Raw genomic sequence first — 21,630 nt, 5'->3', positions numbered from 1 at the left:
TCTTGAACGCTGGTGCGGCGCGGCAGACTGGAGTGATGATCAGGCAGCACGGCGGGGACTGGGCGCGCTACTGGCGCGACCCCGAGCGGCCCCTGGAAGCGATGCACGCGCACTTCGTCCGCCATGTCTTCCACCCGCACAGTCATGACGCCTACTCGTTCGCCGTGACGGAGACCGGCGCTCAGCGCTTCACCTGCCGGGGCGCGGGCCACACCAGTACGGCCGGCATGGTGATGGCGTTCAACCCGGACGACCCGCACGACGGGGAGTCCGCCGTCGAACTCGGCTTTACCTACCGGATCATGCACATCGGGCCGGACGTGGTCCGCGACGTTCTCGACGATGTCACCGACGGCCGGGGCGCCATGCCGCTGTTCGCCCGTCCGGTCGTCGACGACCCGGTGCTTGCCCGCGCGCTGCGCCGGCTGCACCCGGCACTGGTCGGCGGCGCGGACCCGTTGGTGCGGGAGGAACGGCTCACCGCGGCCGTCGAGGCCATGGTGCGGCGCAATGCGTCCCGCGGCGCCACGCCCACCGGACCGCGCGAACTGCCCCCGGGCGCGCAGGCACCGGCGGCCCGGCGCGTCCGCGAGCTGCTGATGTCGGCCTACGACCAGCCGCTGTCCGCCCAGGACCTCGCCGATGCGGCGGGCTGCAGCCGCTTTGCGCTCTACCGGGCGTTCCGGGCCGAATACGGCATGGCGCCCAGCGACTTCCAGCGGCTGCTGCGACTGCGCCGTGCCCGCACGCTGCTCATCGACGGCCGTCCGACGGCCGAGGCGGCCACCGAGGCCGGCTTCGCCGACCAGGCGCACTTCCACCGCTGGTTCGTGCGCTGCTTCGGTGTCACGCCCGGAGCCTTCCGCGGGGCCGGCGGGCAGAGGTGAGGCAGTGGATGTGGGGTGGCGGATGTGGGGCGTCGGATGTGGGGCGTCGGATGTGGGGCGGCCGAGGTGAGGCCGTACGCCTGAGGCGGCTGACGTGAGCCTGTACACGTGAGGCCGTACGCCAGAGGGCGGCAGATGAGAGGCACGGGCCGGTTGCGCGTCGGCGGGGAAGGAACTGCCCGGGCAGCACTGCGCCCCGCCGGTCGGACCGGCGGGGCGCAGTGAAGAGCTGCGATGAAGCAGCAGGGGTGAAGCAGCAGTGTGGCAGGGCCCGGTCGGGCCGTCGGCTGCCCGGGCGGGCGGCGCCGGGTGGGGTCAGGCTGCCGCACCGGCCTTGACGGCGTCGCGGACCTCGCGTGCCTCCGCCTCGGTCTCGACGGCCGGCGGGGAGCCGGGCAGCGGCTTGCGGGCGCTCTCCGACATCAGCAGGACGGCGATGCCGCCGATCACGGCCGCCGCCATCATGTAGTAGGCGGGCATCATCTTGTTGCCGGTCGCGCCGATCAGGGCGGTGACCACCAGCGGCGTCGTCCCGCCGAAGAGCGACACGGAGACGTTGAAGCCGATCGACAGGGAGCCGTAGCGCACCTTGGTCGGGAACAGCGCGGGCAGCGTGGACGGCATGGCCGCGGTGAAGGTGACCAGCAGCAGTCCGAGGGCGGCCATGCCCAGCGCGATGGCGGCCAGCGACCCCTGCCGGATCAGCAGCAGGGCCGGCACGGACAGCACCAGGAAGCCGACGCAGCCGGCGCCGATGACCGGACGGCGGCCGAAGCGGTCGGTGAGCCGGCCCGCGAACGGCTGGACGCCCATCATCAGGACCATCACCGCGAGCACGACCAGCAATCCGTGCGTCTCGTCGTACTTGAGCTCCGAGGTCAGGTAGCTCGGCATGTACGACAGCAGCATGTAGTCCGTGACGTTGAAGACCAGGACCAGCCCGACGCAGAGCAGCATCGACCGCCACTGACCGAAGATCATCTCGCGGATGCCGATCCGCTTCTCGGCCTCGCGGCGCTCCTTCTCCTTGTTCCGCGCCTCCTTCTCCAACTGGGCGAAGGCCGGGGTCTCTTCCAGCCGCATCCGCAGGTAGAGGCCGATGATGCCCATCGGTCCGGCGATCAGGAACGGGATGCGCCAGCCCCAGGAGGTCAGGTCCTCGGTGGACAGCAGCGCGGTCATCAGCGTGACCAGGCCGGCGCCGCCGACGTAACCGGCCAGCGTGCCGAACTCCAGCCAGCTGCCGAGGAATCCGCGCTTCTTGTCGGGCGCGTACTCGGCGATGAAGGTGGAGGCGCCGCCGTATTCGCCGCCGGTGGAGAAGCCCTGTACCAGGCGGGCGACGAGCAGCAGGATGGGCGCCCCGACGCCGATGGAGGCATAGGACGGGATCAGGCCGATGCTGAAGGTGCCCGCCGCCATCATGATCATGGTGATGGCGAGGATCTTCTGGCGGCCGATCTTGTCACCGAGCGGCCCGAAGACCATGCCGCCGATGGGGCGGACCAGGAACGCCGCGGCGAACGCCCCGAACGTCGACAGCAACTGCGCGGTCGGATTCCCGGACGGGAAGAAGACGTGTCCGAGGGTGACCGCGATGTAGCTGTACACGCCGAAGTCGAACCACTCCATCGCATTGCCGAGCGCGGCCGCCGACACGGCGCGTTTGACCATCGCGGGATCGACGACGGTCACCGCGTCCGACGATTGCTGCGCCGGATCCCCGGCCCGCTCCCGTTGCGGATCGGATGCGGTGTCGGCACGGCTGCCGACGGGGTTACGGGGCCCGGGGGCGACGGTGGAATGCGTCGGCACGTGCTCGCTCGCCTGCGCTCTCTTTGGACGACAACATGACTCCGCCCGCCACGGAGCGGCGGGCCCAAGCCCGCCACGGAGCGGCGGGCAAAGGTCGACCATAGGGGCAGACCGGATCATCACGGACAGTGCGCGGACGACCGCGCAGGTGGCCGTATACCCGCTCCTTGCTGGGGAAACGCCCTGTCGCAGAGCAATTCACGACGCTTATGTCTGTGATCCATATCGCGATGATCCGCTGCAACCTTCGGCGGATTGTGAGGTGTGCCACGTGGAGGAGGGAGGGGTGGGTCGCGGCGGGCCGGGGTGACGGGAGTGCCGCGCCGGGGCGCAAAAGAGGTGCGGCGGGCGCAAATGCGGCGCGGCATGGAGGAAAGCGGCGCGGCATGCAGGAAAGGAGCGCGGCACGCACGAATGCGGCGCGGCGGCGCACTTCGGACCGCCGCGCCGATGTGGATCGTCGCGTTCCCTCAAGGGTCAGCCATGACTGCCGGCCCCGCCACTCGGGCGTGGGCCCGCCCGGCCGGCCGCCATGGCACACCGACAGGCTTCCCGGCAGCCGCGCCTCACCCCATCCGCGCCTCCCGGCAGCCACGTTTCATGGCACCCACGCCTCCCGGCAGCCACACCTCACGGCATCCACGCCTCGTACGACATGACCTCCCCCGACTTGATCTTGAATTCCGGTGCGTCCTTGGTGAAGGTGATCTCCAGCCCCAGGAGTTCGCCGGTGCGCGGATCGAGGATCACCATCTGGCGGGTGGAGTTCGCGGCGCCGTCGGGACCGTCGTAGACATACGCCTGCCCGTGCCGGCCCATCCGGTCGGTGACCACGCCCGCCTGCCGCAGCCCGCCCGCATCGGCCAGCATCCGGACGATGGCGGCCGTCTCCCGCGGCCCCGGGGTCCATTCCTGGCGGAAGGAGGAGAGCGCCGACAGGAGCTCCGGAGTCGTACGGGTGCCGCCGGGGCCGCCGTAGAGCCATGACAGCTGTTCGCGCAGCTCCGCGGGGTCGGTCGACGGCTTCGTACGGGAGGCGAGGCCGCTGTGCTGGGCCTCCGAGCCCGCCGGATAGGTCTTGCGGTGCAGCACCTTGCCGTCGCTGACGGTCTGCCAGTGGCCGTCGTTGTCGTGGATCACCGGGCGGCCGGGGTGCTGCGGGTCGGTGGCCACGACCAGTTCCGAGCCGCTGCCGTCGTCGTGCCAGCGGGTGATGCGCTCCTCGGGCACGGTGACGGGCGGATCGGCGTCGGGGCCCGACTCCATGCTCATGTACCAGCTCTGCAGATGGCTGCCCCGGCTCGGCCCGTCCGCGGCACCGGCCGCCCGCGCCCTGGCCTCCGCCCTGCGGGCCAGGACGTCCAGCGGGACCGAGGGCGCATCGGCGTGCAGGGCGAGGGCGACGGGCGCCGCGACGGCGGGGCCGCTGCCGGCCCCGGAAAAGGTGAGCACGAGGGCGGCGACGGCCGACGACACGGCGGTCAGGCCCAGCACCAGGCGGCGACGGCGGACGGGGCGCGGACGGCCGCGGGGGGCGGCGCCGGCCGTCAGCGCCTGCAGGCGGGCCTCGGCCGACGCGGTCAGCGGGCGGTCGCGCCAGGGCCCCTCCTCGGCGGAGACGGGGTCGGCCTGCCGCAGCAGCTCCAGTTCCTCAGTCATGGCGGCGGCCTCCGGCTCGGCTCGGTACGGGGTGGTGGGTCACTCTGGGCGCCGCGGGTGGTGAGGGCGGCTGCGCAGGAGGTGACGGTGGCTGTGCACGGGGCGCGTCGGGCCGTGGCGGGGGCGCGTCGGGGCGGGCGGCGCCTCTCTGCCGCATCCGCTCGATCTGCGTACGGAGCCGGCCGCGCGCCCGGTGCAGCCGCATGGCCGCCGCGCTCCGGCCGCATCCGAGGGTCACCGCCAACTCCTCGACGGTCAGTTCCTCCCAGGCCGTCAGGCGCAGCAACTCCTGGTCGGCGGGGGAGAGCCGGGCCAGTGCCTCGTGCACCCAGGAGCCGGGCCGCTCCGCGTCCGGACTCTCCACGGTCTGCTGCCGGTGCGCCGCCTCGTGGTTGCCGAGCCGGTGCAGCAGCCGCCGGTAACGGCCCAGCCCCCGCACCGTATTGGCCAGACAGTTCCGGGCCACCCCGTACAGCCAGGGCAGTGGCGCATCGGGGAGTTCGGTGCGGCGTCTCCAGGCTATGGAGAAGACCTCCGCCACTACTTCCTCGACCTCGTGTGCCTGCCCGTCCAGCCGTCGCGCCACAAAGCGGCTGACCGCCCAGTAGTGCGCGCGATAGGCCTCGGCGAAGGCGTCGTCCGTGCTCATGAACCCTTGGTGTCCGGCATGGCCCCGATCTTCACACCCTGGTGGGGTGAGACTTCCCACCGGCTGTCGGGGCCGCCGTTCCCCGCCGGGGGTGATGTCCGCGGCGGCGGCGGACACCTACGGGGCATGAGATCTCCCGTGAAGTGGCTGACGACCACCGACCACAAGACGATCGGCACGCTGTACCTGGTCACCGCCTTCGCGTTCTTCTGCGTCGGCGGACTGATGGCGCTGCTGATGCGCGCCGAACTGGCCCGTCCCGGCCACCAGCTCCTGTCGAACGAGCAGTTCAACCAGGCGTTCACGATGCACGGCACGGTCATGCTGCTGATGTTCGCGACGCCGCTGTTCGCCGGATTCGCGAACTGGATCATGCCGCTGCAGATCGGCGCGCCCGATGTCGCCTTTCCCCGGCTGAATATGTTCGCGTACTGGCTCTATCTCTTCGGTTCGCTGATCGCGGTGGGGGGATTTCTGACGCCTCAAGGGGCGGCGGACTTCGGCTGGTTCGCGTATGCACCGCTCTCCGACGCCGTGCATTCCCCGAATATCGGCGGGGATATGTGGATCATGGGTCTGGCCTTCTCGGGCTTCGGTACGATCCTCGGTTCGGTCAACTTCATCACGACGATCATCTGCATGCGGGCACCCGGCATGACGATGTTCCGGATGCCGATCTTCACCTGGAATGTGCTGCTGACCGGTGTGCTGGTCCTGCTGGCCTTCCCGGTGCTGGCGGCGGCGCTGTTCGCGCTGGAGGCGGACCGTAAATTCGGGGCGCATGTCTTCGATGCCGCAAATGGCGGGGCATTGCTCTGGCAGCATTTGTTCTGGTTCTTCGGGCATCCCGAGGTGTACATCATCGCGCTGCCGTTCTTCGGCATCATTTCCGAGGTCATTCCGGTGTTCTCCCGGAAGCCGATGTTCGGTTACATGGGCCTGATTGCGGCGACGGTGTCGATTGCCGGTCTGTCGGTCACGGTGTGGGCGCACCACATGTATGTGACGGGCGGCGTGCTGTTGCCGTTCTTCTCGTTCATGACGTTCCTGATCGCTGTGCCGACCGGTGTGAAGTTCTTCAACTGGATCGGCACGATGTGGAAGGGCTCACTGTCCTTCGAGACGCCGATGCTGTGGACGATCGGCTTCCTGATCACCTTCACGTTCGGTGGTCTGACCGGTGTCATCCTGGCCTCGCCGCCGATGGACTTCCACGTCTCGGACTCGTACTTCGTGGTGGCGCACTTCCACTACGTGGTGTTCGGCACCGTCGTGTTCGCGATGTTCGCGGGCTTCCACTTCTGGTGGCCGAAGTTCACCGGCAAGATGCTGGACGAGCGGCTCGGGAAGATCACCTTCTGGACGCTGTTCGTGGGCTTCCACGGCACCTTCCTCGTCCAGCACTGGCTGGGCGCCGAGGGCATGGTGCGGCGTATCCCCGACTATCTCGCCGCGGACGGATTCACCGCCCTGAACACCGTCTCCAGCATCTTCTCCTTCCTCCTCGGGCTCTCCCTGCTGCCGTTCTTCTACAACGTCTGGAAGACGGCGAAGTACGGCGAGAAGGTCGAGGCCGACGACCCGTGGGGCTTCGGCCGCTCGCTGGAGTGGGCGACGTCCTGCCCGCCGCCGCGGCACAACTTCCTCACCCTGCCGCGTATTCGCTCCGAATCCCCGGCATTCGACCTGCATCACCCGGAGATCGCCCAGGAGAACGGGGCCCTCGGCGATACCGGTAAAGCCCCGGTGGCTGAAATCGGAGCACGCATATGAACGAGGGCGCACGGCGGGGCGGAGGAACGTGGCGCGGCGAGGGATCGGGGGCGGACCGAGGAATGCGCGGCGGCGGGGAAACGGGAACGGCCGAGGGAATATGGCGGGACGAGGGAGTACGGAGGGGCGAGGAGGTGCCGCTCGATCAGGACCAGGCCATCAACGAGATCGAGGGATTCCTTCTCTGGGAGGCGGAGAAGGACCGGGCGCGCAGCCGTGCGCGGGCCTTCTGCGACGGCCTGCCCTGGCTCACCGATTCCCAGCGGTGGGAAGTGGAATTGCGCTATTGCCAGGACCAGCGCGACACCTCCCGGGCATACCTGGAGCGCATCGCGGTCCGCAGCACCGCCCTGCGGAGCGAGTACGAGGGCGTCTACCGGGCTCTGCGGCGACGGCTGGTCACCGGGCTCCTGAGCGGCACGGTGGCCGTGGTGGCGCTGGTGACCGCGGCGGCCGCCGGCCTGGCCTGGCGGTGAGGGCGACCGCGGCGGCCCGCGGTGGGGCGGAACGGGTGACGCCCGCGCACAGCGGCCCGTCACCCGAAACCCGTGCCCCCTCCGCCGCTCAGCCCGTGACAGTGATCTGCGAGGCGGGCGCGGTGGTGTCGGCCACCTTGTAGACGGCGTTGAACGTCGAGCTGGTGGCACTGGTGGGACAGCCGAAACCGCCTGTCACCTTCACCGGCACCTGGGCGTTGGCGAAGCCGAGAGTGGAGGGCGCGCCGTTGGTCCAGGTGCCGTTCACCGTTGCCGCCGAGGTGGGGGCCGCGGTCACCGTGCAGGACGCCAGACCGCTGGTCTTGAGCACGAAACCGCCGACGGGGATGGTCAGTCCGGCGGTCACCGGCGCCCCGTTCTGCATGGCCACGCCCCAGGCACCGGAGGTGGTGACGCTCGCGCCGACGCCGGGCATGCTCGTCGTGCAGGAGCTGTAGGTCGCCGGGGTGGTGGAACTGCTCACCGGGCCCGCGGGGTTGTGGTTGCCGGGCGCGGCCGGGACCTGCCCGCTGGAGGAGGAGACCGTGCAGGTGACGGTCACCGAACCGGCCTTGAAGGTGGCCTTGCCGCTGAGCGTGGCGGTGAAGTCATGGCCTGCGGGGGTCACGGTCGTGGACGCCGCCGTGGTGGACGGCGCGGGGGCGGGCTGTGCCGCCGCCGGGCCCGCCATGGCGAGTGACAGGCCGAGGGCCGCGGTGATCCCGGTACCAGCGGTGAGCAAGGCGCGCCGGCGGGCCGGCCGGCGGACGGCAGACGTCATGGTCATCGTGGGTCTCCTTTGAGGGGTGGGGTGCCAGGGGAGCGGTGCGGCGGGTGGTGCGGGCAGCGCTCGGCTCCCGTACGCGGACGAAGGCGTGGGGATACGCGTACGGGAGGCCGCGGGCCGGGGGACAGGCCCTACGGCTCGCTGGGTGCGGGGGTGTTGCCCCCGGGCTCGGGAACAGCCGGGGGGTTGGCAACGGTTCCGGGCTCGGCAACGGCCCCGGGAGCGGCGGTGGTTGCGGTGGTTGCCGAGGTTCTGGAGGCTGCCGAGGGTGTGGTGGTTGCGGGGGCTGCGGCGGTTCCCGGGTCTGCCGGGACGACCGGCTGCCAGGCAAAGATCATCGAGCCGCCGAGAATCCCGATGATGGTGCCGATCAGAAAGCCGCCCAGGTTGGACATCACCAGCGCGGCCGCCGCACACAGCACGGTGAGCACGCCCGCGAGGCCCCGGTAGTGCGGCGCGAACCACGCCGAGAGCCCCATCACGATCATCACCAGCCCCATCAGCACGGACGGGATACCCGCGATGCCCTGTTGCAGCATGATCTTCAGTGGTGCCAACGGGATGGCGCAGATCTCGGCACCGGCGAGGACGGCCGCCAGACCGCCCCAGAAGGGCCGCCCCCTCCGCCAGCGCCGCCAGGTCAGAAGCATTCCTTCTTGCCCTTGGAGATCTTCATATTGAGGCCGGACAGCTTGAAGGTCCCCGCGTTGGTGGCCCAGGCGGTCTGCCGGAGGTTGCTGATGTTGATGTCATCGGCCTGCTGGGCGAAGAGGTCCTGCATGCCCTGGGCGCTGTCCGGACCCTTGTCGAGGGTGGAGGCGTCCCGGCCGATCTCGATCTGATGGAAGGTCGCGTTGCCGGAGAGCTGGGTGGCGTCCACGAAGAGATCGCTCGCCTCGACGGGCTTACTGCCCGTACCGGCGCTGAGGTTGAGCGAGATATCGCCGATGACCGGCAGGTGGGTGACGACCGACTGGCACAGATGGTCCAGCTGGGCCGTCTTGATGGCGGTGACGGCGACCGGCAGGAGATCTCCCCTGGCGTTCGCGTCCACACCGCCGTACTGGGCGAAGCCCTTGCCCGTGAGGCTGTCTGCGGAGACCTTGAACTGCTGTCCCGAGACGGCGAACGATGCCGCCAGCGCCCCGTTGGCCAGGGCGATGCCCAGGGCGGCGGTGCCGGCGAGGGCCGGAACGGACAGCACGGCGAACTTCCGCCAGCTGATACGTCCCGTGACAGGTCTGCCGTGTGCGTCTTTCATGTTGGTGTGTCCCCTTCGAAGAGCGGTGGAGCGCACTGTCGAACGTGTGGGGGTGCGGAGGTGCGAGGTGCGGATGCCGCAAGGTGCGGGTGGTGCTGAAGTCGCGCGGGGGAGCCGGCCTGTGCATCCATGGGGGATGTCGTGCGGCTCGGGGGTGCGCGGTGTCGAGCGGTGCGCGAAAATGCCGAACTACCAATTGTTACCGGCGAGTTGAATGTAAGTCTGCCCATGACGGCTGGCAAGCTTGAGGGCGGAACCGTTTTCGGACATACCGCCGGTCCGGCTTTAGCCGCCCGCAGCTCACCGCCCGCAGCTCACCGCCCGCAGCTCACCGCCCGTCGCCCGCGGCTCGCCGCCGACAGCGGGCTGCCGCCGGCCGGCAGTCGGCACCCCCCGTCGGCCGTCGCGCCGCTCAGCCGTAGTGGACCTGAAGTTCCTTGACCCCGTTGAGCCAGGCCGAACGGAGCCGGCGCGGGTCGCCCGCCAGGCTGATATCGGGCATGGCGTCGGCGAGTGCGTTGAAGATCAGGTTGATCTCCAGGACCGCAAGGGACTTGCCGAGGCAGAAGTGCGGCCCGCCGCCGCCGAACCCCAGGTGGGGGTTGGGGTCGCGGGTGATGTCGAAGACCTCGGGGCGGTCGAAGACCTCCGGGTCGTGGTTGGCGGAGGAGTAGAAGATCCCCACCCGCTGCCCCTTCTTGATCTTCGCCCCGCCCAGTTCGGTGTCCTGGGTGGCGGTGCGCTGGAAGGAGACCACCGGCGTCGCCCACCGCACGATCTCCTCGGCCGTCGTCGCGGGGCGCTCGCGCTTGTAGAGCTCCCACTGGTCGGGATGGGTGAGGAAGGCGTGCATCCCATGGGTGATGGCGTTGCGCGTCGTCTCGTTGCCGGCCACCGCCAGCAGCAGCACGAAGAAGCCGAACTCGTCCGAGCCGAGGTTCCCCTCGTGCTCCGCCGCGACCAGCCGGCTGACGATGTCCTCGGCCGGGCACTCCTTGCGCGCCGCGGCGAGGTTCATGGCGTACGAGATCAGCTCCATGGCCGCGTTGACGCCGACCTCTTCGGTAATGGCCAGCTCGGGATCGTCGTACGCGATCATCTTGTTCGACCAGTCGAAGATCCGGGCCCGGTCGTCCTGGGGGATGCCGATGAGTTCCGCGATGGCCTGGAGGGGGAGTTCGCAGGCGACATCGGTGACGAAGTCGCCGGAGACCTTCCGGCGCGCCTCGGCGACGATGCGCGCCGCCCGGTCGCGCAGCGCGTCCTCCAGGGCGCGGATGGCGCGCGGGGTGAAGCCGCGCTGCACGATCTGGCGGACCCGGGTGTGCTCGGGCGGGTCCATGTTCAGCATGATCAGCTTCTGGACGTCGATCTGGTCGCGGGTCATGGACGCCTGGAAGCGGATGATCGAGGTGTTGAGGTTCGCGGAGAAGATCTCCGGCTTGGTGGACACCTCCTTGACGTCCTGGTGACGGGTGACCACCCAATAGCCGTCGTCACCGAAGCCGGCGATGCCGTGCGGCTGGGTGTTCCACCACACGGGCGCGGTCTGCCGCAGCTGTGCGAACTCCGGGAGCGGGACGCGGGACTGGTAGACGTCGGGGTCGGTGAAGTCGAACCCTTCGGGCAATGCGGGGCATGGCATCGGCGACTCCTGGTCCATCCGGCGTCACTGGTGTCTGACAGTGCATCAGATATGGGTCGCGGTGAAGGTAGTGACGAGTTCTGCAAGTAGCAAGGGTCTCGGTGGCTCCCTTTCCGGACAAGGGCGTTGCACGCCCCTTGCGCCCCGGGAGGCGGCTCATAAGACTGTGGCAGAACTAGAACGCGTACTAGTTCTTCTTCCGTGGGTGCCGGGACGCCCGCGGACGCGAGGAGAGGACGAGTCAGTCATGGCCGCGGAACCCGTCATCGTCGAAGCAGTACGCACCCCGATCGGCAGGCGCCAAGGTGCGCTCGCCAACCTGCACCCCGCCTATCTCCTGGGCGAGACATACCGCGAACTCCTCGCCCGTACGGGCATTCAGCCCGACTGCGTCGAACAGGTCGTCGGCGGCACCGTCACCCACGCCGGTGAGCAGTCCATGAACCCGGCACGCAACGCCTGGCTGGCGATGGGCCTCCCGTACGAGACCGCCGCGACCACGGTGGACTGCCAGTGCGGCTCCTCCCAGCAGGCCAATCACATGACCGCCAACATGATCGCGGCCGGTGTCATCGACATCGGCATCGGCTGCGGCGTCGAGGCGATGTCCCGGGTGCCGCTCGGCAGCGGCTCCAAGCACGGCCCCGGCAAGCCCTGGCCCGACGAGTGGAACGTCGACCTGCCCAACCAGTTCGAGGCGGCCGAACGGATCGCCCGCAAGCGGGGGCTGACCCGCGCGGACGTCGACTCGCTGGGCCTGCGCTCCCAGGAGCGGGCGGCCGCCGCCTGGGCCGAGGAACGCTTCAAACGGGAGACGTTCGCCGTCCAGGTCCCCACCACCGAGGAAGAACAGGCCGCCGGCCAGGGCATGTGGCGGCTGGTAGACCGCGACGAAGGGCTGCGCGACACCAGCCTGGAGGCCCTGGGCGGCCTCAAGCCCGTGATGCCGACCGCCGTCCACACGGCGGGCAACTCCTCGCAGATCTCCGACGGCGCCGCCGCGGTCATGTGGGCCTCCAAGCGCATGGCCCGCGCCCTCAAACTCAAGCCACGGGCCCGCATCGTGGCCCAGGCGCTGGTCGGCTCCGATCCGCACTTCCACCTGGACGGCCCCATCGATGCCACCCGCGCCGTGCTCGGCAAGGCCGGGATGTCCCTCAAGGACATAGACCTCGTCGAGATCAACGAAGCCTTCGCCTCCGTGGTGCTCTCCTGGGCGCAGGTCTTCGAGCAGGACCTGGAGAAGGTGAACGTGAACGGCGGCGCGATCGCCCTGGGCCACCCGGTCGGCGCCACCGGTGCCCGCCTCATCACCACCGCACTGCACGAACTCGAACGCCGGGACAAGGAGTTCGCCCTGATCACCATGTGCGCGGGCGGGGCGCTGGCGACGGGGACGATCATTCAGCGGTTGTAGGGGCCGACGCAGCGGGTGCCGATGAGTGCCGGTGTCGTTGGCAAGGACGGTTGCGCCGAGGGTGCGGGGCTGCGGGGGGCCTCCTCCTCAACCTGAGGAAAACCACAGGGCGGTTGGGTGGCAAACCGCATTCTGCGGAGTCCGCGATCTCCGTAGCGTCGACGACATGACGAAGAACGCCTCGCCGCAACAGCATGCGCAGTCCTCCGCGTCCGGTGCGCCGGTCGAGCCGCGGACCTCACGCGGACGACGGCGCGTGCCGCGTGCACTGGCCGCCGGCGCCGCTCTCCTGCTGGCCGCGCTGACGACGGCCCCGGCCGCGTCGGCGGCACCGGCACATCTGCCTGCGGGTGCCGCACAGGGAGCCGGCACCGCCTCAGGGGCGACCACCGACTCCGCGCCAAGAACAGGCCAGAAACGCGGGACGCTCCTCTCCCTCACGCCCCTCGGCCGGCAAAATCGGGCCGAGGTCGTTGCCCAGGCGCAAAAGCAAGGCCTGGAGGCCGGCACCGCCCGGCACGGCGTCGCCGCATACCGCCTGGTCTACCGCACGATCACGCCCGACGGCCGCCCCACCACCGCATCCGGCCTGCTCGCCCTCCCCGTCGGCAGCGGCCGTCATCCTCTCCCGCCGGTCGTCCACGGTCACGGCACCCTCGCCTACCGCGGCGACGCCCCGTCGGTGGCGGAAGGCGCCGACCGCGCGGTGTCGGTGCTGTACGCCTCGGCCGGTCGCGCCGCCCTCGCCCCCGACTACCTCGGCCTCGGCACCGGCCCAGGGCACCACCCCTACATGGACGCCCGGTCCGCCGCCTCGGCCTCTCTCGACCTGCTCCGGGCAGCGCATTCCGCCGCCCCGGGACTCGGCGTCACTCTCGACCGCACGGTGTCGCTGACCGGCTTCTCGCAGGGCGGGCAGGCCACCATGGAACTGGGCCGTGCGCTCGGCCGCGGCGCCGATCCCCGGTTCCGGCCGGGGATGCTCGCCCCGGTCGGCGGGCCGTACGACCTCGACGGCAGCGAACTCCCCGGCATCTTCGACGGCCGGGTCGCCCCCGGGGCCGCCGTGTACTACCTCTCCTTCTTCCTCACCGCCCAGAACCGTCTGCACCCGCTCTACCGCGATCCGGGCGAAGTGTTCCGTGCTCCCTACGCCCACCGCGTCGAGGGCTTTTTCGACGGCAGCCACACGGAGGAGGACATCGTCAAAAAGCTCCCCGGCCGAGTCGAAGACCTGCTCACGGAGACCTGGTACAAGAAGCTTCAGCACCCTTCCGGCGCCCTGCTCGAAGCCCTCCGCGCCAACGACCGTACCTGCGACTGGAAGCCGGGCCGGGGCGTGCGGATCACCCTGTACACCGCCACCGGCGACCGTGACGTACCCATAGCCAACGCCCGTAGCTGCGAAAAGGAGCTGGCCGGCCACGGCACCCGGGCCACGGTCGTCGACCAGGGCGCCGACGCCGGCCACGGCGCCTCGTTCCTGCGCTCGGAACCGTCCATAGCCCGCGCCCTGCCCGTCGCCCGCTGACACCGCTCCGGACGGCGGCAGGCCCCTCCGGCGTGCTGCCCCGGGGCGCAGCACCGCACCGGCGGTCCCCCGGGTGTCACGGGGCGGCGGCCCCTCGCATTACGGGGCGGCGGTCCCCGAGGGCGGATCGGAAGGGAAGGAGACGGGGACGTCGAAGGCTGCGCGGCGGGTGGCGCGGCGCAGGGCCTTGAGGACGGTGCCGCCCAGGGTGCAGGTGAGGAGGACGGTGACCAGGGCCCGGGGGACGTCCCAGCCGAGGGAGGTGGCCAGGCAGTAGGCGAGGTAGCGGGCGAGGTTCTGGTCGAGCGGGTCTCCGGGGACGAAGGAGACGCCCGAAGCCAGGCCGCCGATGTAGGGCCAGCCCTGAAGGTTCATGACCAGGCCGTAGAGGAGGGCGGAGACAGCTCCGTAGGCGGCGAGCACGGCCAGTTCACGGCGGCCGCGCAGCCGGTCGGGCCCCGGCAGCAGGCCGGCGCCCATCGACACCCACCCCATCGACAGCATCTGGAACGGCATCCACGGGCCGACACCGCCGGTCAGCAGTGCCGAGGCAAACATCGACACGGACCCCAGCACGAACCCGAAGCCGGGCCCGAGCACCCGCCCCGCCAGCACCATCAGAAAGAACATCGGCTCGATGCCGGCCGTCCCCGCACCCAGCGGGCGCATCGCGGCCCCGGCCGCGGCCAGGACGCCGAGCATCGCGATGGCCTTCGCGTCCAGGCCGGTGTCGGCGATGGTCGCCACGACCACGGCGAGCAGCATCGGCAGCAACGCGGCGAACAGCCAGGGCGCGTCCCGGGAATGGGCGAGCCCGGAGGCGGAGTCGGCGAGCAGCGGCCACCCGAAGGCCATCACGCCGATGGCCGAGACGAGGACCAGCGCGGCGACGGAGCGGGGCCCGAGCCGTACGGCACGGGCCTGGCGGCCGGGCACGGTGCGCGGACCGTCGCCCTCCGGCGGGTGAGGGGGTGCGCTCATGCGGGGCTCCCGGGGCGTGCGCTCAAGCGGCGGCCTTCAGAGTGTGCGCTCATGCGACGGCCTCCAGGGCGGGTGCTCACGTGGCGGCCTCCAGGGCGTGGGCCACCTGGGCAACGGTCAGCCAGGGCAGCGGGGACAGCACCTTGGCGACCTGCGGCGCGAAGGAAGGAGAGGAGACCACGATCTCATCGGTGGGACCGTCGGCGACGATCTCACCGTCGGCCAGGAGAACGACCCGGTGGGCCAGTTCGGCGGCGAGTTCCACGTCATGGGTGGCCAGGACGATGGCGTGGCCCTCGGCGGCCAGGGCCCGCAGCACCTCGATCAGCCGGGCCTTGGCGGCGTAGTCCAGGCCACGGGTGGGCTCGTCGAGAAGGAGCAGCGGAGGGCGGGCGGTCAGCACGATGGCCAGGGCCAGGGCGAGGCGCTGGCCCTCGGACAGGTCGCGGGGATGGACGGAGTCGGGGACGTCCGGCAGCAGCCGGGTGACCAGGGCCCGGCAGCTGCCGGCGGCGGCGTCCGCGTCCTGGTCGGCCGCGGCGCACTCGGCCGCGACCGTGTCGGCGTACAGGAGGTCACGAGGCTCCTGGGGGACGAGACCGGCATGCCGCAGGAGGTCCCGCGGGCTGGTGCGGTGCGGGGTGACGCCACCGACCCGCACCGTCCCGGAGAACGGTGCGTGCATACCGACGAGCGTGGAGAGCAAGGTGGACTTCCCCGCGCCGTTCCGCCCCATCAAGGCCAGCATCTCGCCGCCCCGCACGGTCAGATCCACCTGGTGCAGCGCCTCCGTCCGCCCCCGGCGGACACTGAGCCCACGGACGACCGCGGCGGCACCGGCGGGGGAGCCTGCAGAGGCCGGGGAGCCTGCAGGAGCCGGGGGCGGCACCACCGGCGTGCTCCCCGGGCCCGGACCTCCGGTCGTACCCGTACCCGTACCCGTACCCGTCTCCGGTGCCGGTGGCCTGACTCCCGCCAGCCGCTCGCGCAGGGGCGCGGCCTTCCGGCGGGCGTCGCGTACGGACAGCGGGAGGGGCGACCAGCGGGCCAGACGGCCCAGGGCCACCACCGGGGGGTGGACGGGGGAGACGGCCATGATGTCGGCGGGGGTGCCGATGACCGGGGGTGCGCCGGGGGACGGGAGCAGGATGACCTGGTCGGCGTACTGGACCACGCGCTCCAGGCGGTGTTCGGCGAGCAGGACCGTGGTGCCGAGGTCGTGGACCAGGCGTTGGAGGACGGCGAGGACTTCTTCGGCGGCGGCGGGGTCGAGTGCCGACGTCGGCTCGTCGAGGACCAGGACCTTGGGGTGGGTGGTGAGCACCGAGCCGATCGCCACCCGCTGCATCTGGCCGCCCGAGAGGGTGGTCAGGGCGCGGTCGCGCAGCTCGGCCAGGCTCAGCAGGTCCAGGGTCTCCTCGACACGGCGGCGCATCACGTCGGGGGCGAGGCCCAGCGACTCCATCCCGTAGGCGAGTTCGTCCTCGACGGTGTCGGTGACGAAGTGCGCCCGCGGGTCCTGGCCCACGGTGCCGACCACATCGGCCAGTTCACGCGGTTTATGGGTGCGGGTGTCCCGTCCGTCGACGCTGACCCGGCCGCGCAGGGTGCCGCCGGTGAAGTGCGGGACGAGGCCGCACACGGCGTTCAGGACAGTGGACTTGCCGACGCCGGAAGGGCCGACCAGGAGACAGAGTTCGCCCTCGGGGACGGTCAGGTCGACGCCCTGGACGGCGGGCGCCGCGGCGTCCCCGTAGGTGACCGAGACCTGCTCGAACCGGATCACTGGGTGGGCTCCTTCGGATGCGGATCGCCATCGGGGGTACGGCCATGGGACGCGGCCCCGGCTGCCTTGTCTGCCTTGCTTGTTCTGCTCGCCCTGCCGGTTCGGCCCGGGCCGTCGGTCCCGTCAGTCCCGTCGACCCCGTCGGCTCCGTCCGCCCTGTCGCTTCGGTTCGCTCGTTCCGTCCGGTCCGCCCTGTCCGCCCGGCCCGTGCCCGGCGGGAGCGGGGCGACGAACGCGGGCAGCAGCCCCACGAGAACGGAGGCGGCCGGCCAGAGGGGGAGGACCGGGGCGGTGAGCGGGACGGCGGGCGGGTGGAGGGCGGTGGGCGCGTAGTCGTTCGCCCAGATCATCAGGGCCGCGACGGCGATGCCGGAGCCCGCGACCAGCCAGGCCCGGGCGCCCCACCGGTCGGGCCGGTAGCGGCTGCGCACCGACCGGCGGCCGCCGAGCCACAGCCCGGCGAGCGCCGCCGCCAGCCCGGCCAGCAGCAGCGGCAGCCCGTAGCCGCCGCCGGCGTCGCCCAGCAGCCCGTACGTCCCGGCGCAGATACCGAGCAGCCCGCCGAGCGTGAGGACGGAAGTGAGATGCCGTACCGCGGACGGCACCTCGGCGCTACGGCCGTAGCCGCGCGCGTCCATGGCCGCGGCCAGCGCCACCGAGCGCTCCAGAGCTCCCTCCAGGACCGGCAACCCGACCTGGAGGAGCGCGGTGAAACCGCGGTCCGGGCGGCCGCGCAGCCGGCGCGCGGCACGCAGCCGCTGGACATCGGCGACCAGGTTCGGCGCGAAGGTCATCGCGACGACGACCGCGACGCCCGCCTCGTAGAGCGCACCCGGCAGCGACTTCAGCAGCCGGGCCGGGTTGGCCAGGGCATTGGCGGCGCCCAGGCAGATGAGGAGGGTGGCCAGTTTCAGTCCGTCGTACAGCGCGAAGACCATGCCCTCGGCAGTGACCCGGCCGCCGATCCGGACGCCCTTCGCCCAGTCGGGCAGCGGCACTTCGGGCAGCGTGACCAGGGTGTGCGTACCGGGGATCGGCGAGCCGAGGACGAAGGCGAAGAGCAGCCGGATGGCGATCACGACCAGCCCGAGCTTGACGAACGCCCCGTACGAACGGGCCCACGGCGCGTTCGTACGGCGGGCCGCGACGACATAGCCGGCCACCCCCACCAGCAGCCCCAGCAGCAGGGGATTCGTGGTGCGGGAAGCCGCGGTGGCCAGGCCGAGTGCCCACAGCCACCAGGCGCCGGCGTGCAGCGCGGTGGTGCGGGTCGCCTGCGGGGCGCTCATCCGCGTCGGCGGCGCGCCTGCCACACCGCCGCCGCGCCCAGTACGACGACGGCCGTGACCCCGCCGACCAGCCCGGCGGACGGGCCGCCGTCGCCCGCACCGCTCGCGCCGCCCTCCCTGTTCGCGTCATCGCCGCTGCCCGCGGCACTCCCGTCGTCCGCCGCGCCCGAAGACGGCCCGGCGGACGACGCGGGCTCCTTGGCCCCCTCCACCTGGTCCGCGCACCCCGCCGTCGGATAGCCGTCGATGGCGCACAGCAGGGCGCGGGAGTCATAGCGCAGCGGCCGGGCGACCGCCGCCAGCGCCTCGCCCGCCGAGGCGTCCTCCGCCACCTGGGCACACTCCGTCCGGGCCTTCGGCGGCCGCTCCCCGCCGGGCGCATCCTTCGCGGTGCCGAAGTCGAGGACGATGCCGACCCGCTTGCGGCCGTCCTTCGCGGGGGTGCCGTGGCAGATCGCGTCGAAGCCGGCGGCGGCACGGGGCTTTCCGGCCGCGGCCGAGTCGGCGCTGACGGCGAAGCGGAAGCCCTCCACCGCGCCGTCGGCCGGCCGCAGCGTGGCCGGACCTTCGGTGGCATACGCCCAGGAGCTGCCCTTGCCGTGCCAGAAGGACCAGTAGCGGTACTCCTGCGCCTGGGCGGGCCCGGCGGCCAGGCCGGCGACCGCACCGGCCAGCAGCACGGCCCCGGCCATCCTGGAACGCCGCATCGGACGGGGAGGCCGCACCGGACGGGAACGCCGCATCAGAGCTGGGTCTTCTTACGGCTGCTCAGCAGGAAGCCGATGCCGGCACCGATGGCGAGGCCGATGCCGATGATCCACACCAGGCCGAAGCCGCCGCCCTGGGAGCCGTCGGCGTCCTTGCCGTCCTTCGCCGCCGCGGCGGCCGGCGCGGGGCCGGTGGCGTTGAGCGCGGCCACCAGGTCGGTGCCGCCGAAGGAGCGCGGGTCGGTGCCGGTGGCGTGCGCGGCCAGCACCAACTGGGCGTACGCGGCGGGGCCGTTCTGCTTGGCCCAGCCCGCCGCGTTCTTCTCCAGCCACTTCAGCGGCTTCGCGGCGGCGGTGGTGTGCGCGCCGGCCGCCAGCGCCACCACGGCGTCGGCGGTGTTGCCCACATCGGGCTGCTCCTTTGCGCCCGGCATCGCGGAGAGCAGATGCTGCCCGTTCTTGCCGAGCTGAGCGACGAGGTAACCGGCACCGCCTTCCGCCGCCTGTGCCGGATCGCTGCTGCCCGCCTTCTTGTCGTCGCCGTCCTTGCAGCTCAGCGGCTTGACGGGGGTGTCCGCGCCCTTGCCGGCCGGCTCGACGACAAAGCCCTTGCCGAGCGCTCCGGTCGCGGCGGCCGCGGTGGCGTCCGCGTTCGGGGCCGCCCCCTTGAGCTGGAAGGTGAACGCGCCGTGCGCGCCCTCCTTCGCCTCGCAGCCCAGCCGGAAGGTGAGCAGCGCGTCGTAGGGGGTCTTGCCGCCCTTCTTCGAGGTCACGGACCGCGGCTTCTCACCCGCCGCGGCGAGCGCGCCGATGACCACGGAAGTGGAGTTGGCGTCGCTGGCCGAGCCGGCCATCGAGCTCCAGCCGCCGTCGTCGTTCTGCACCGATTCCAGCCAGCTCACGGCCTTCTTCACGGTGTCCCCGTGCCCGCCCAGCGCGGCCAGCGCCTGCACCGCGGCAGCCGTCTGGTTGGTGTCCCGCGGGGTCTTGGCGTCGCAGGGCGTGCCCGGCTCGGCCCGGAAGGCGGTGAACGAGCCGTCGGCGCACTGCTGCCCGGCCAGCCACTGCACGGCCGACGCCGCGGGGCGTATGCCCACGGTGTCCTGGGCCAGCAGCGCGAGGGACTGCCGCCAGACGCCGTCGTACTGCGGGTCCTTGGTGCCGTACAGCCCGTCGGGCAGCTTCTTGGGGGAGGCGGACGCCGAGTCGGCGTACGCGGCGGGGGCAGCGGCCGCGCCCAGCACCGCCACGGCCGCCAGCGCCGTGGCGGCGCGGCGCGCCAGGAAGGCGACGGAATGCGTCGAAGGGGCCGGGTGAGCCATGGAAGCCATGGGGGCCATCGGGTCGGTGCCTCTCGGGTCGGGTCGCGGCGATGCTACGCAGCCGCGCTCGGCCGGCCACTCGCGCGCCGATGCGTACATCGGCCGCGGTGGCACCGGGCTCAGCTCCGTATACCTCGACGGTGCCGCGCACCGGCCGTCCGCACGGGCGGGTGGTTCGGTGGCGGGAGCCTTGGCCGTGCCCGGTCGGGTGCTCCGGCTCGTACGGCCCGCCACGCCGGGCCTGGGGCACGGTGCGGACGAGGCCGTCCTCACGGTTGCGGGTCAGCGCCGGATTTCCACCGGCTTCCCCCGATCGGGTACGGATGAAGTTGTCCCGCACACCTTAACCGGCGCCCGCCGGGCCACTCGCTCGCCCGTACGAACCGGCTCCGCGCCGGGGAGGGCCGGGGCGGGGCCGGGGAGCGTACGGGCCCGTCCCTGCCTCTGCCCCTGAGCCGTCCCCTCCCTCTGCCCTGAGCCGCCCCCTCCCTCTGCCCCTGAGCCCGTCCCCCTCACACCGCCTGGTACCGCGCCGGATCGGACCCCGGCACCCGCTCCGCCTGCCCCTGTTTCACCAGACGGCGCAGATGGGCCTCGGCCTCCGAGACGGCGATGTTGCGGGAGGCGTAAGGGATCTGCTCCCAGGGGCGGTTCCACTCCATGGCCATGGCGAGCTGCCAGGGGGTACGGGGTTCGCGGAGCAGCGCCCGCAGCCGGCGGAGCCGTTCCTCGTGGTGCGCGATGAGCTCGCGTACCCGGCCGCCGGCGTCGGTGAAGGCGTGCTGGTGGGCGGGCAGCACCTCGGCGGGGGCGAGCCTGCCGACGCGTTCGAGGGAGTCGAGATAGTCGCCCAGGGGGTCGGGGGCGGTGGCCCCCTCCGGGTCATCCGGGTCCTCCGGGATCTCAGGGTCCTCGTACAGGCCGATGTGCGGGGTGATGCCGGGGAGGAGGTGGTCGCCGGAGAAGAGCCGGCCGAAGCCGCCGGCCCGCCCCGAGGGGTGCTCCTCCTCCAGGTGGAGGCACACATGCCCCGGGGTGTGCCCCGGTGTCCAGAGGGCGCGCACCCGGCGCCCCGGCAGGTCGAGCAGCTCACCGGGGCCGATGTCGCGGTCGGGCAGTGCGGCCCCCTGCCCGGGGAACTTCCGGCCACGGCCTTGCGCGCGTGCCTCCCGCAGTGGTGCCAGATGCTCGTCGGGCGCGCCCGCCGCCGCGAGCCTGGCGGTCAGGCGGTCGAGCCACCGGCCCGGTTCGGCCTCGCGGGTGCGGCGGACCACGGCGGTGTCCGCGGCATGCATCGCGATCCACGCTCCGGAGGCCTCCCGCACCTTGGCCGAGAGGCCGTGGTGGTCGGGGTGGTGGTGGGTGATCAGGACGCCGTGGAGATCGGCGGGCGCGAAGCCGCAGGCGCCGATGCCGGCGACGAGCGTCTTCCAGGAGTCCGGGTCGTCCCAGCCGGTGTCGATGAGCACCGGTCCGCGGTCGGTCTCCAGGAGGTGGACGAGGGTGTGTCCGAGCGGGTTGTCCGGGATGGGGACGGCGATGCTCCACACCCCGCCCTTGTGGTCGGTCACCTGCGGCGTCATCCCGGTCCCCTCTCGGTGTGCCGTACACCCGGTACCCGGCCTCACTATAACTAGAACTGGTT

18 protein-coding genes are annotated in these 21,630 nt (G+C 71.8%); 5 read left to right on the top strand and 13 right to left on the bottom strand.

Annotated elements, in window-relative coordinates:
• The first annotated feature begins 35 nt into the window (after positions 1-35).
• Entirely contained in the window at positions 36-887 is an 852-nt protein-coding gene (locus tag ABR737_RS14910; protein WP_350250666.1) for an AraC family transcriptional regulator, read from the top strand.
• Positions 888-1,202: 315 nt separating this feature from the next.
• On the opposite strand, the gene proP is transcribed toward ABR737_RS14910, so the two are convergent.
• The 3 genes from proP to ABR737_RS14895 all read right to left on the bottom strand — a co-directional run bounded on the left by proP (position 1,203) and on the right by ABR737_RS14895 (position 5,010).
• Entirely contained in the window at positions 1,203-2,702 is a 1,500-nt protein-coding gene (proP, locus tag ABR737_RS14905; RefSeq protein ID WP_502964322.1) for a glycine betaine/L-proline transporter ProP, read from the bottom strand.
• 630 nt (positions 2,703-3,332) lie between these two features.
• Positions 3,333-4,361, bottom strand: a complete 1,029-nt coding sequence (locus ABR737_RS14900; RefSeq protein ID WP_350250665.1) for a CU044_5270 family protein — start codon at positions 4,359-4,361, stop codon at positions 3,333-3,335.
• Entirely contained in the window at positions 4,354-5,010 is a 657-nt protein-coding gene (locus ABR737_RS14895; RefSeq protein ID WP_350250664.1) for an RNA polymerase sigma factor, read from the bottom strand. Before ABR737_RS14895 ends, ABR737_RS14900 begins: the two co-directional genes overlap by 8 nt.
• Positions 5,011-5,136: 126 nt before the next feature.
• On the opposite strand from ABR737_RS14895, the gene ctaD reads away from it, so the two are divergent.
• Together ctaD and ABR737_RS14885 are read left to right on the top strand one after the other, a co-directional pair.
• Entirely contained in the window at positions 5,137-6,783 is a 1,647-nt protein-coding gene (ctaD, locus tag ABR737_RS14890; protein ID WP_350250663.1) for an aa3-type cytochrome oxidase subunit I, read from the top strand.
• A gap of 134 nt (positions 6,784-6,917) precedes the next feature.
• Positions 6,918-7,259 carry a hypothetical protein gene (locus ABR737_RS14885; RefSeq protein ID WP_350250662.1) on the top strand — a complete coding sequence of 114 codons (342 nt, stop codon included), beginning with the start codon at positions 6,918-6,920 and terminating at the stop codon, positions 7,257-7,259.
• 88 nt (positions 7,260-7,347) lie between these two features.
• On the opposite strand, the gene ABR737_RS14880 is transcribed toward ABR737_RS14885, so the two are convergent.
• The 4 genes from ABR737_RS14880 to ABR737_RS14865 all read right to left on the bottom strand — a co-directional run bounded on the left by ABR737_RS14880 (position 7,348) and on the right by ABR737_RS14865 (position 10,952).
• On the bottom strand, positions 7,348-8,046 hold the full coding sequence (locus ABR737_RS14880; protein ID WP_350250661.1) for a hypothetical protein: 699 nt from the start codon (positions 8,044-8,046) through the stop codon (positions 7,348-7,350).
• Positions 8,047-8,177: 131 nt separating this feature from the next.
• Entirely contained in the window at positions 8,178-8,696 is a 519-nt protein-coding gene (locus tag ABR737_RS14875; protein WP_350250660.1) for a DUF6114 domain-containing protein, read from the bottom strand.
• Positions 8,687-9,307, bottom strand: coding sequence for a DUF6230 family protein (locus tag ABR737_RS14870; protein ID WP_350250659.1), 621 nt, complete (start codon positions 9,305-9,307; stop codon positions 8,687-8,689). The genes ABR737_RS14875 and ABR737_RS14870 overlap by 10 nt, the downstream gene beginning before the upstream one ends.
• A gap of 412 nt (positions 9,308-9,719) precedes the next feature.
• Complete coding sequence (locus tag ABR737_RS14865; RefSeq protein WP_350250658.1) at positions 9,720-10,952, bottom strand: cytochrome P450; 1,233 nt, start codon at positions 10,950-10,952, stop codon at positions 9,720-9,722.
• A 247-nt stretch (positions 10,953-11,199) separates the two neighbouring features.
• On the opposite strand from ABR737_RS14865, the gene ABR737_RS14860 reads away from it, so the two are divergent.
• On the top strand, positions 11,200-12,369 hold the full coding sequence (locus ABR737_RS14860; RefSeq protein WP_350250657.1) for a steroid 3-ketoacyl-CoA thiolase: 1,170 nt from the start codon (positions 11,200-11,202) through the stop codon (positions 12,367-12,369).
• Positions 12,370-12,535: 166 nt separating this feature from the next.
• Positions 12,536-13,900, top strand: coding sequence for an alpha/beta hydrolase family protein (locus ABR737_RS14855; protein ID WP_350250656.1), 1,365 nt, complete (start codon positions 12,536-12,538; stop codon positions 13,898-13,900).
• 99 nt (positions 13,901-13,999) lie between these two features.
• On the opposite strand, the gene ABR737_RS14850 is transcribed toward ABR737_RS14855, so the two are convergent.
• The 6 genes from ABR737_RS14850 to ABR737_RS14825 all read right to left on the bottom strand — a co-directional run bounded on the left by ABR737_RS14850 (position 14,000) and on the right by ABR737_RS14825 (position 21,568).
• Positions 14,000-14,881 (bottom strand): ECF transporter S component, encoded by an 882-nt coding sequence (locus ABR737_RS14850; protein ID WP_350250655.1) that lies wholly within the window; start codon positions 14,879-14,881, stop codon positions 14,000-14,002.
• Between the two features lie 76 nt (positions 14,882-14,957).
• Entirely contained in the window at positions 14,958-16,667 is a 1,710-nt protein-coding gene (locus tag ABR737_RS14845; protein WP_350250654.1) for an ABC transporter ATP-binding protein, read from the bottom strand.
• Entirely contained in the window at positions 16,664-17,956 is a 1,293-nt protein-coding gene (locus ABR737_RS14840) for a CbiQ family ECF transporter T component (RefSeq protein ID WP_350250653.1), read from the bottom strand. Before ABR737_RS14840 ends, ABR737_RS14845 begins: the two co-directional genes overlap by 4 nt.
• Positions 17,953-18,663 carry an SCO2322 family protein gene (locus tag ABR737_RS14835; protein WP_350256787.1) on the bottom strand — a complete coding sequence of 237 codons (711 nt, stop codon included), beginning with the start codon at positions 18,661-18,663 and terminating at the stop codon, positions 17,953-17,955. Before ABR737_RS14835 ends, ABR737_RS14840 begins: the two co-directional genes overlap by 4 nt.
• Before the next feature lie 35 nt (positions 18,664-18,698).
• Positions 18,699-20,003: an SCO2321 family membrane protein gene (locus ABR737_RS14830; protein ID WP_350250652.1), complete on the bottom strand. Its 1,305-nt coding sequence runs from the start codon at positions 20,001-20,003 to the stop codon at positions 18,699-18,701.
• Positions 20,004-20,497: 494 nt separating this feature from the next.
• Positions 20,498-21,568 (bottom strand): Strvi_7410 family MBL fold metallo-hydrolase, encoded by a 1,071-nt coding sequence (locus tag ABR737_RS14825; protein WP_350250651.1) that lies wholly within the window; start codon positions 21,566-21,568, stop codon positions 20,498-20,500.
• Between the last annotated feature and the right edge of the window lie 62 nt (positions 21,569-21,630).

This window comes from Streptomyces sp. Edi2 (assembly GCF_040253635.1).
Classification (GTDB): Bacteria; Actinomycetota; Actinomycetes; order Streptomycetales; family Streptomycetaceae; genus Streptomyces.
Note: the sequence above shows the minus strand (reverse complement) of the source record. Positions and strands in the feature narration are given on the sequence as shown.

Excerpts from the sequence above, each read along its gene's own strand:
- ABR737_RS14910 (WP_350250666.1), top strand. The coding sequence starts at position 36 with ATGATCAGGCAGCACGGCGGGGACTGGGCGCGCTACTGGCGCGACCCC.
- ABR737_RS14900 (WP_350250665.1), bottom strand. The coding sequence starts at position 4,361 with ATGACTGAGGAACTGGAGCTGCTGCGGCAGGCCGACCCCGTCTCCGCC.
- ABR737_RS14895 (WP_350250664.1), bottom strand. The coding sequence starts at position 5,010 with ATGAGCACGGACGACGCCTTCGCCGAGGCCTATCGCGCGCACTACTGG.
- ctaD (WP_350250663.1), top strand. The coding sequence starts at position 5,137 with ATGAGATCTCCCGTGAAGTGGCTGACGACCACCGACCACAAGACGATC.
- ABR737_RS14880 (WP_350250661.1), bottom strand. The coding sequence starts at position 8,046 with ATGACCATGACGTCTGCCGTCCGCCGGCCGGCCCGCCGGCGCGCCTTG.
- ABR737_RS14875 (WP_350250660.1), bottom strand. The coding sequence starts at position 8,696 with ATGCTTCTGACCTGGCGGCGCTGGCGGAGGGGGCGGCCCTTCTGGGGC.
- ABR737_RS14870 (WP_350250659.1), bottom strand. The coding sequence starts at position 9,307 with ATGAAAGACGCACACGGCAGACCTGTCACGGGACGTATCAGCTGGCGG.
- ABR737_RS14865 (WP_350250658.1), bottom strand. The coding sequence starts at position 10,952 with ATGCCATGCCCCGCATTGCCCGAAGGGTTCGACTTCACCGACCCCGAC.
- ABR737_RS14860 (WP_350250657.1), top strand. The coding sequence starts at position 11,200 with ATGGCCGCGGAACCCGTCATCGTCGAAGCAGTACGCACCCCGATCGGC.
- ABR737_RS14855 (WP_350250656.1), top strand. The coding sequence starts at position 12,536 with ATGACGAAGAACGCCTCGCCGCAACAGCATGCGCAGTCCTCCGCGTCC.
- ABR737_RS14850 (WP_350250655.1), bottom strand. The coding sequence starts at position 14,881 with ATGAGCGCACCCCCTCACCCGCCGGAGGGCGACGGTCCGCGCACCGTG.
- ABR737_RS14840 (WP_350250653.1), bottom strand. The coding sequence starts at position 17,956 with ATGAGCGCCCCGCAGGCGACCCGCACCACCGCGCTGCACGCCGGCGCC.
- ABR737_RS14835 (WP_350256787.1), bottom strand. The coding sequence starts at position 18,663 with ATGCGGCGTTCCAGGATGGCCGGGGCCGTGCTGCTGGCCGGTGCGGTC.
- ABR737_RS14830 (WP_350250652.1), bottom strand. The coding sequence starts at position 20,003 with ATGGCCCCCATGGCTTCCATGGCTCACCCGGCCCCTTCGACGCATTCC.
- ABR737_RS14825 (WP_350250651.1), bottom strand. The coding sequence starts at position 21,568 with ATGACGCCGCAGGTGACCGACCACAAGGGCGGGGTGTGGAGCATCGCC.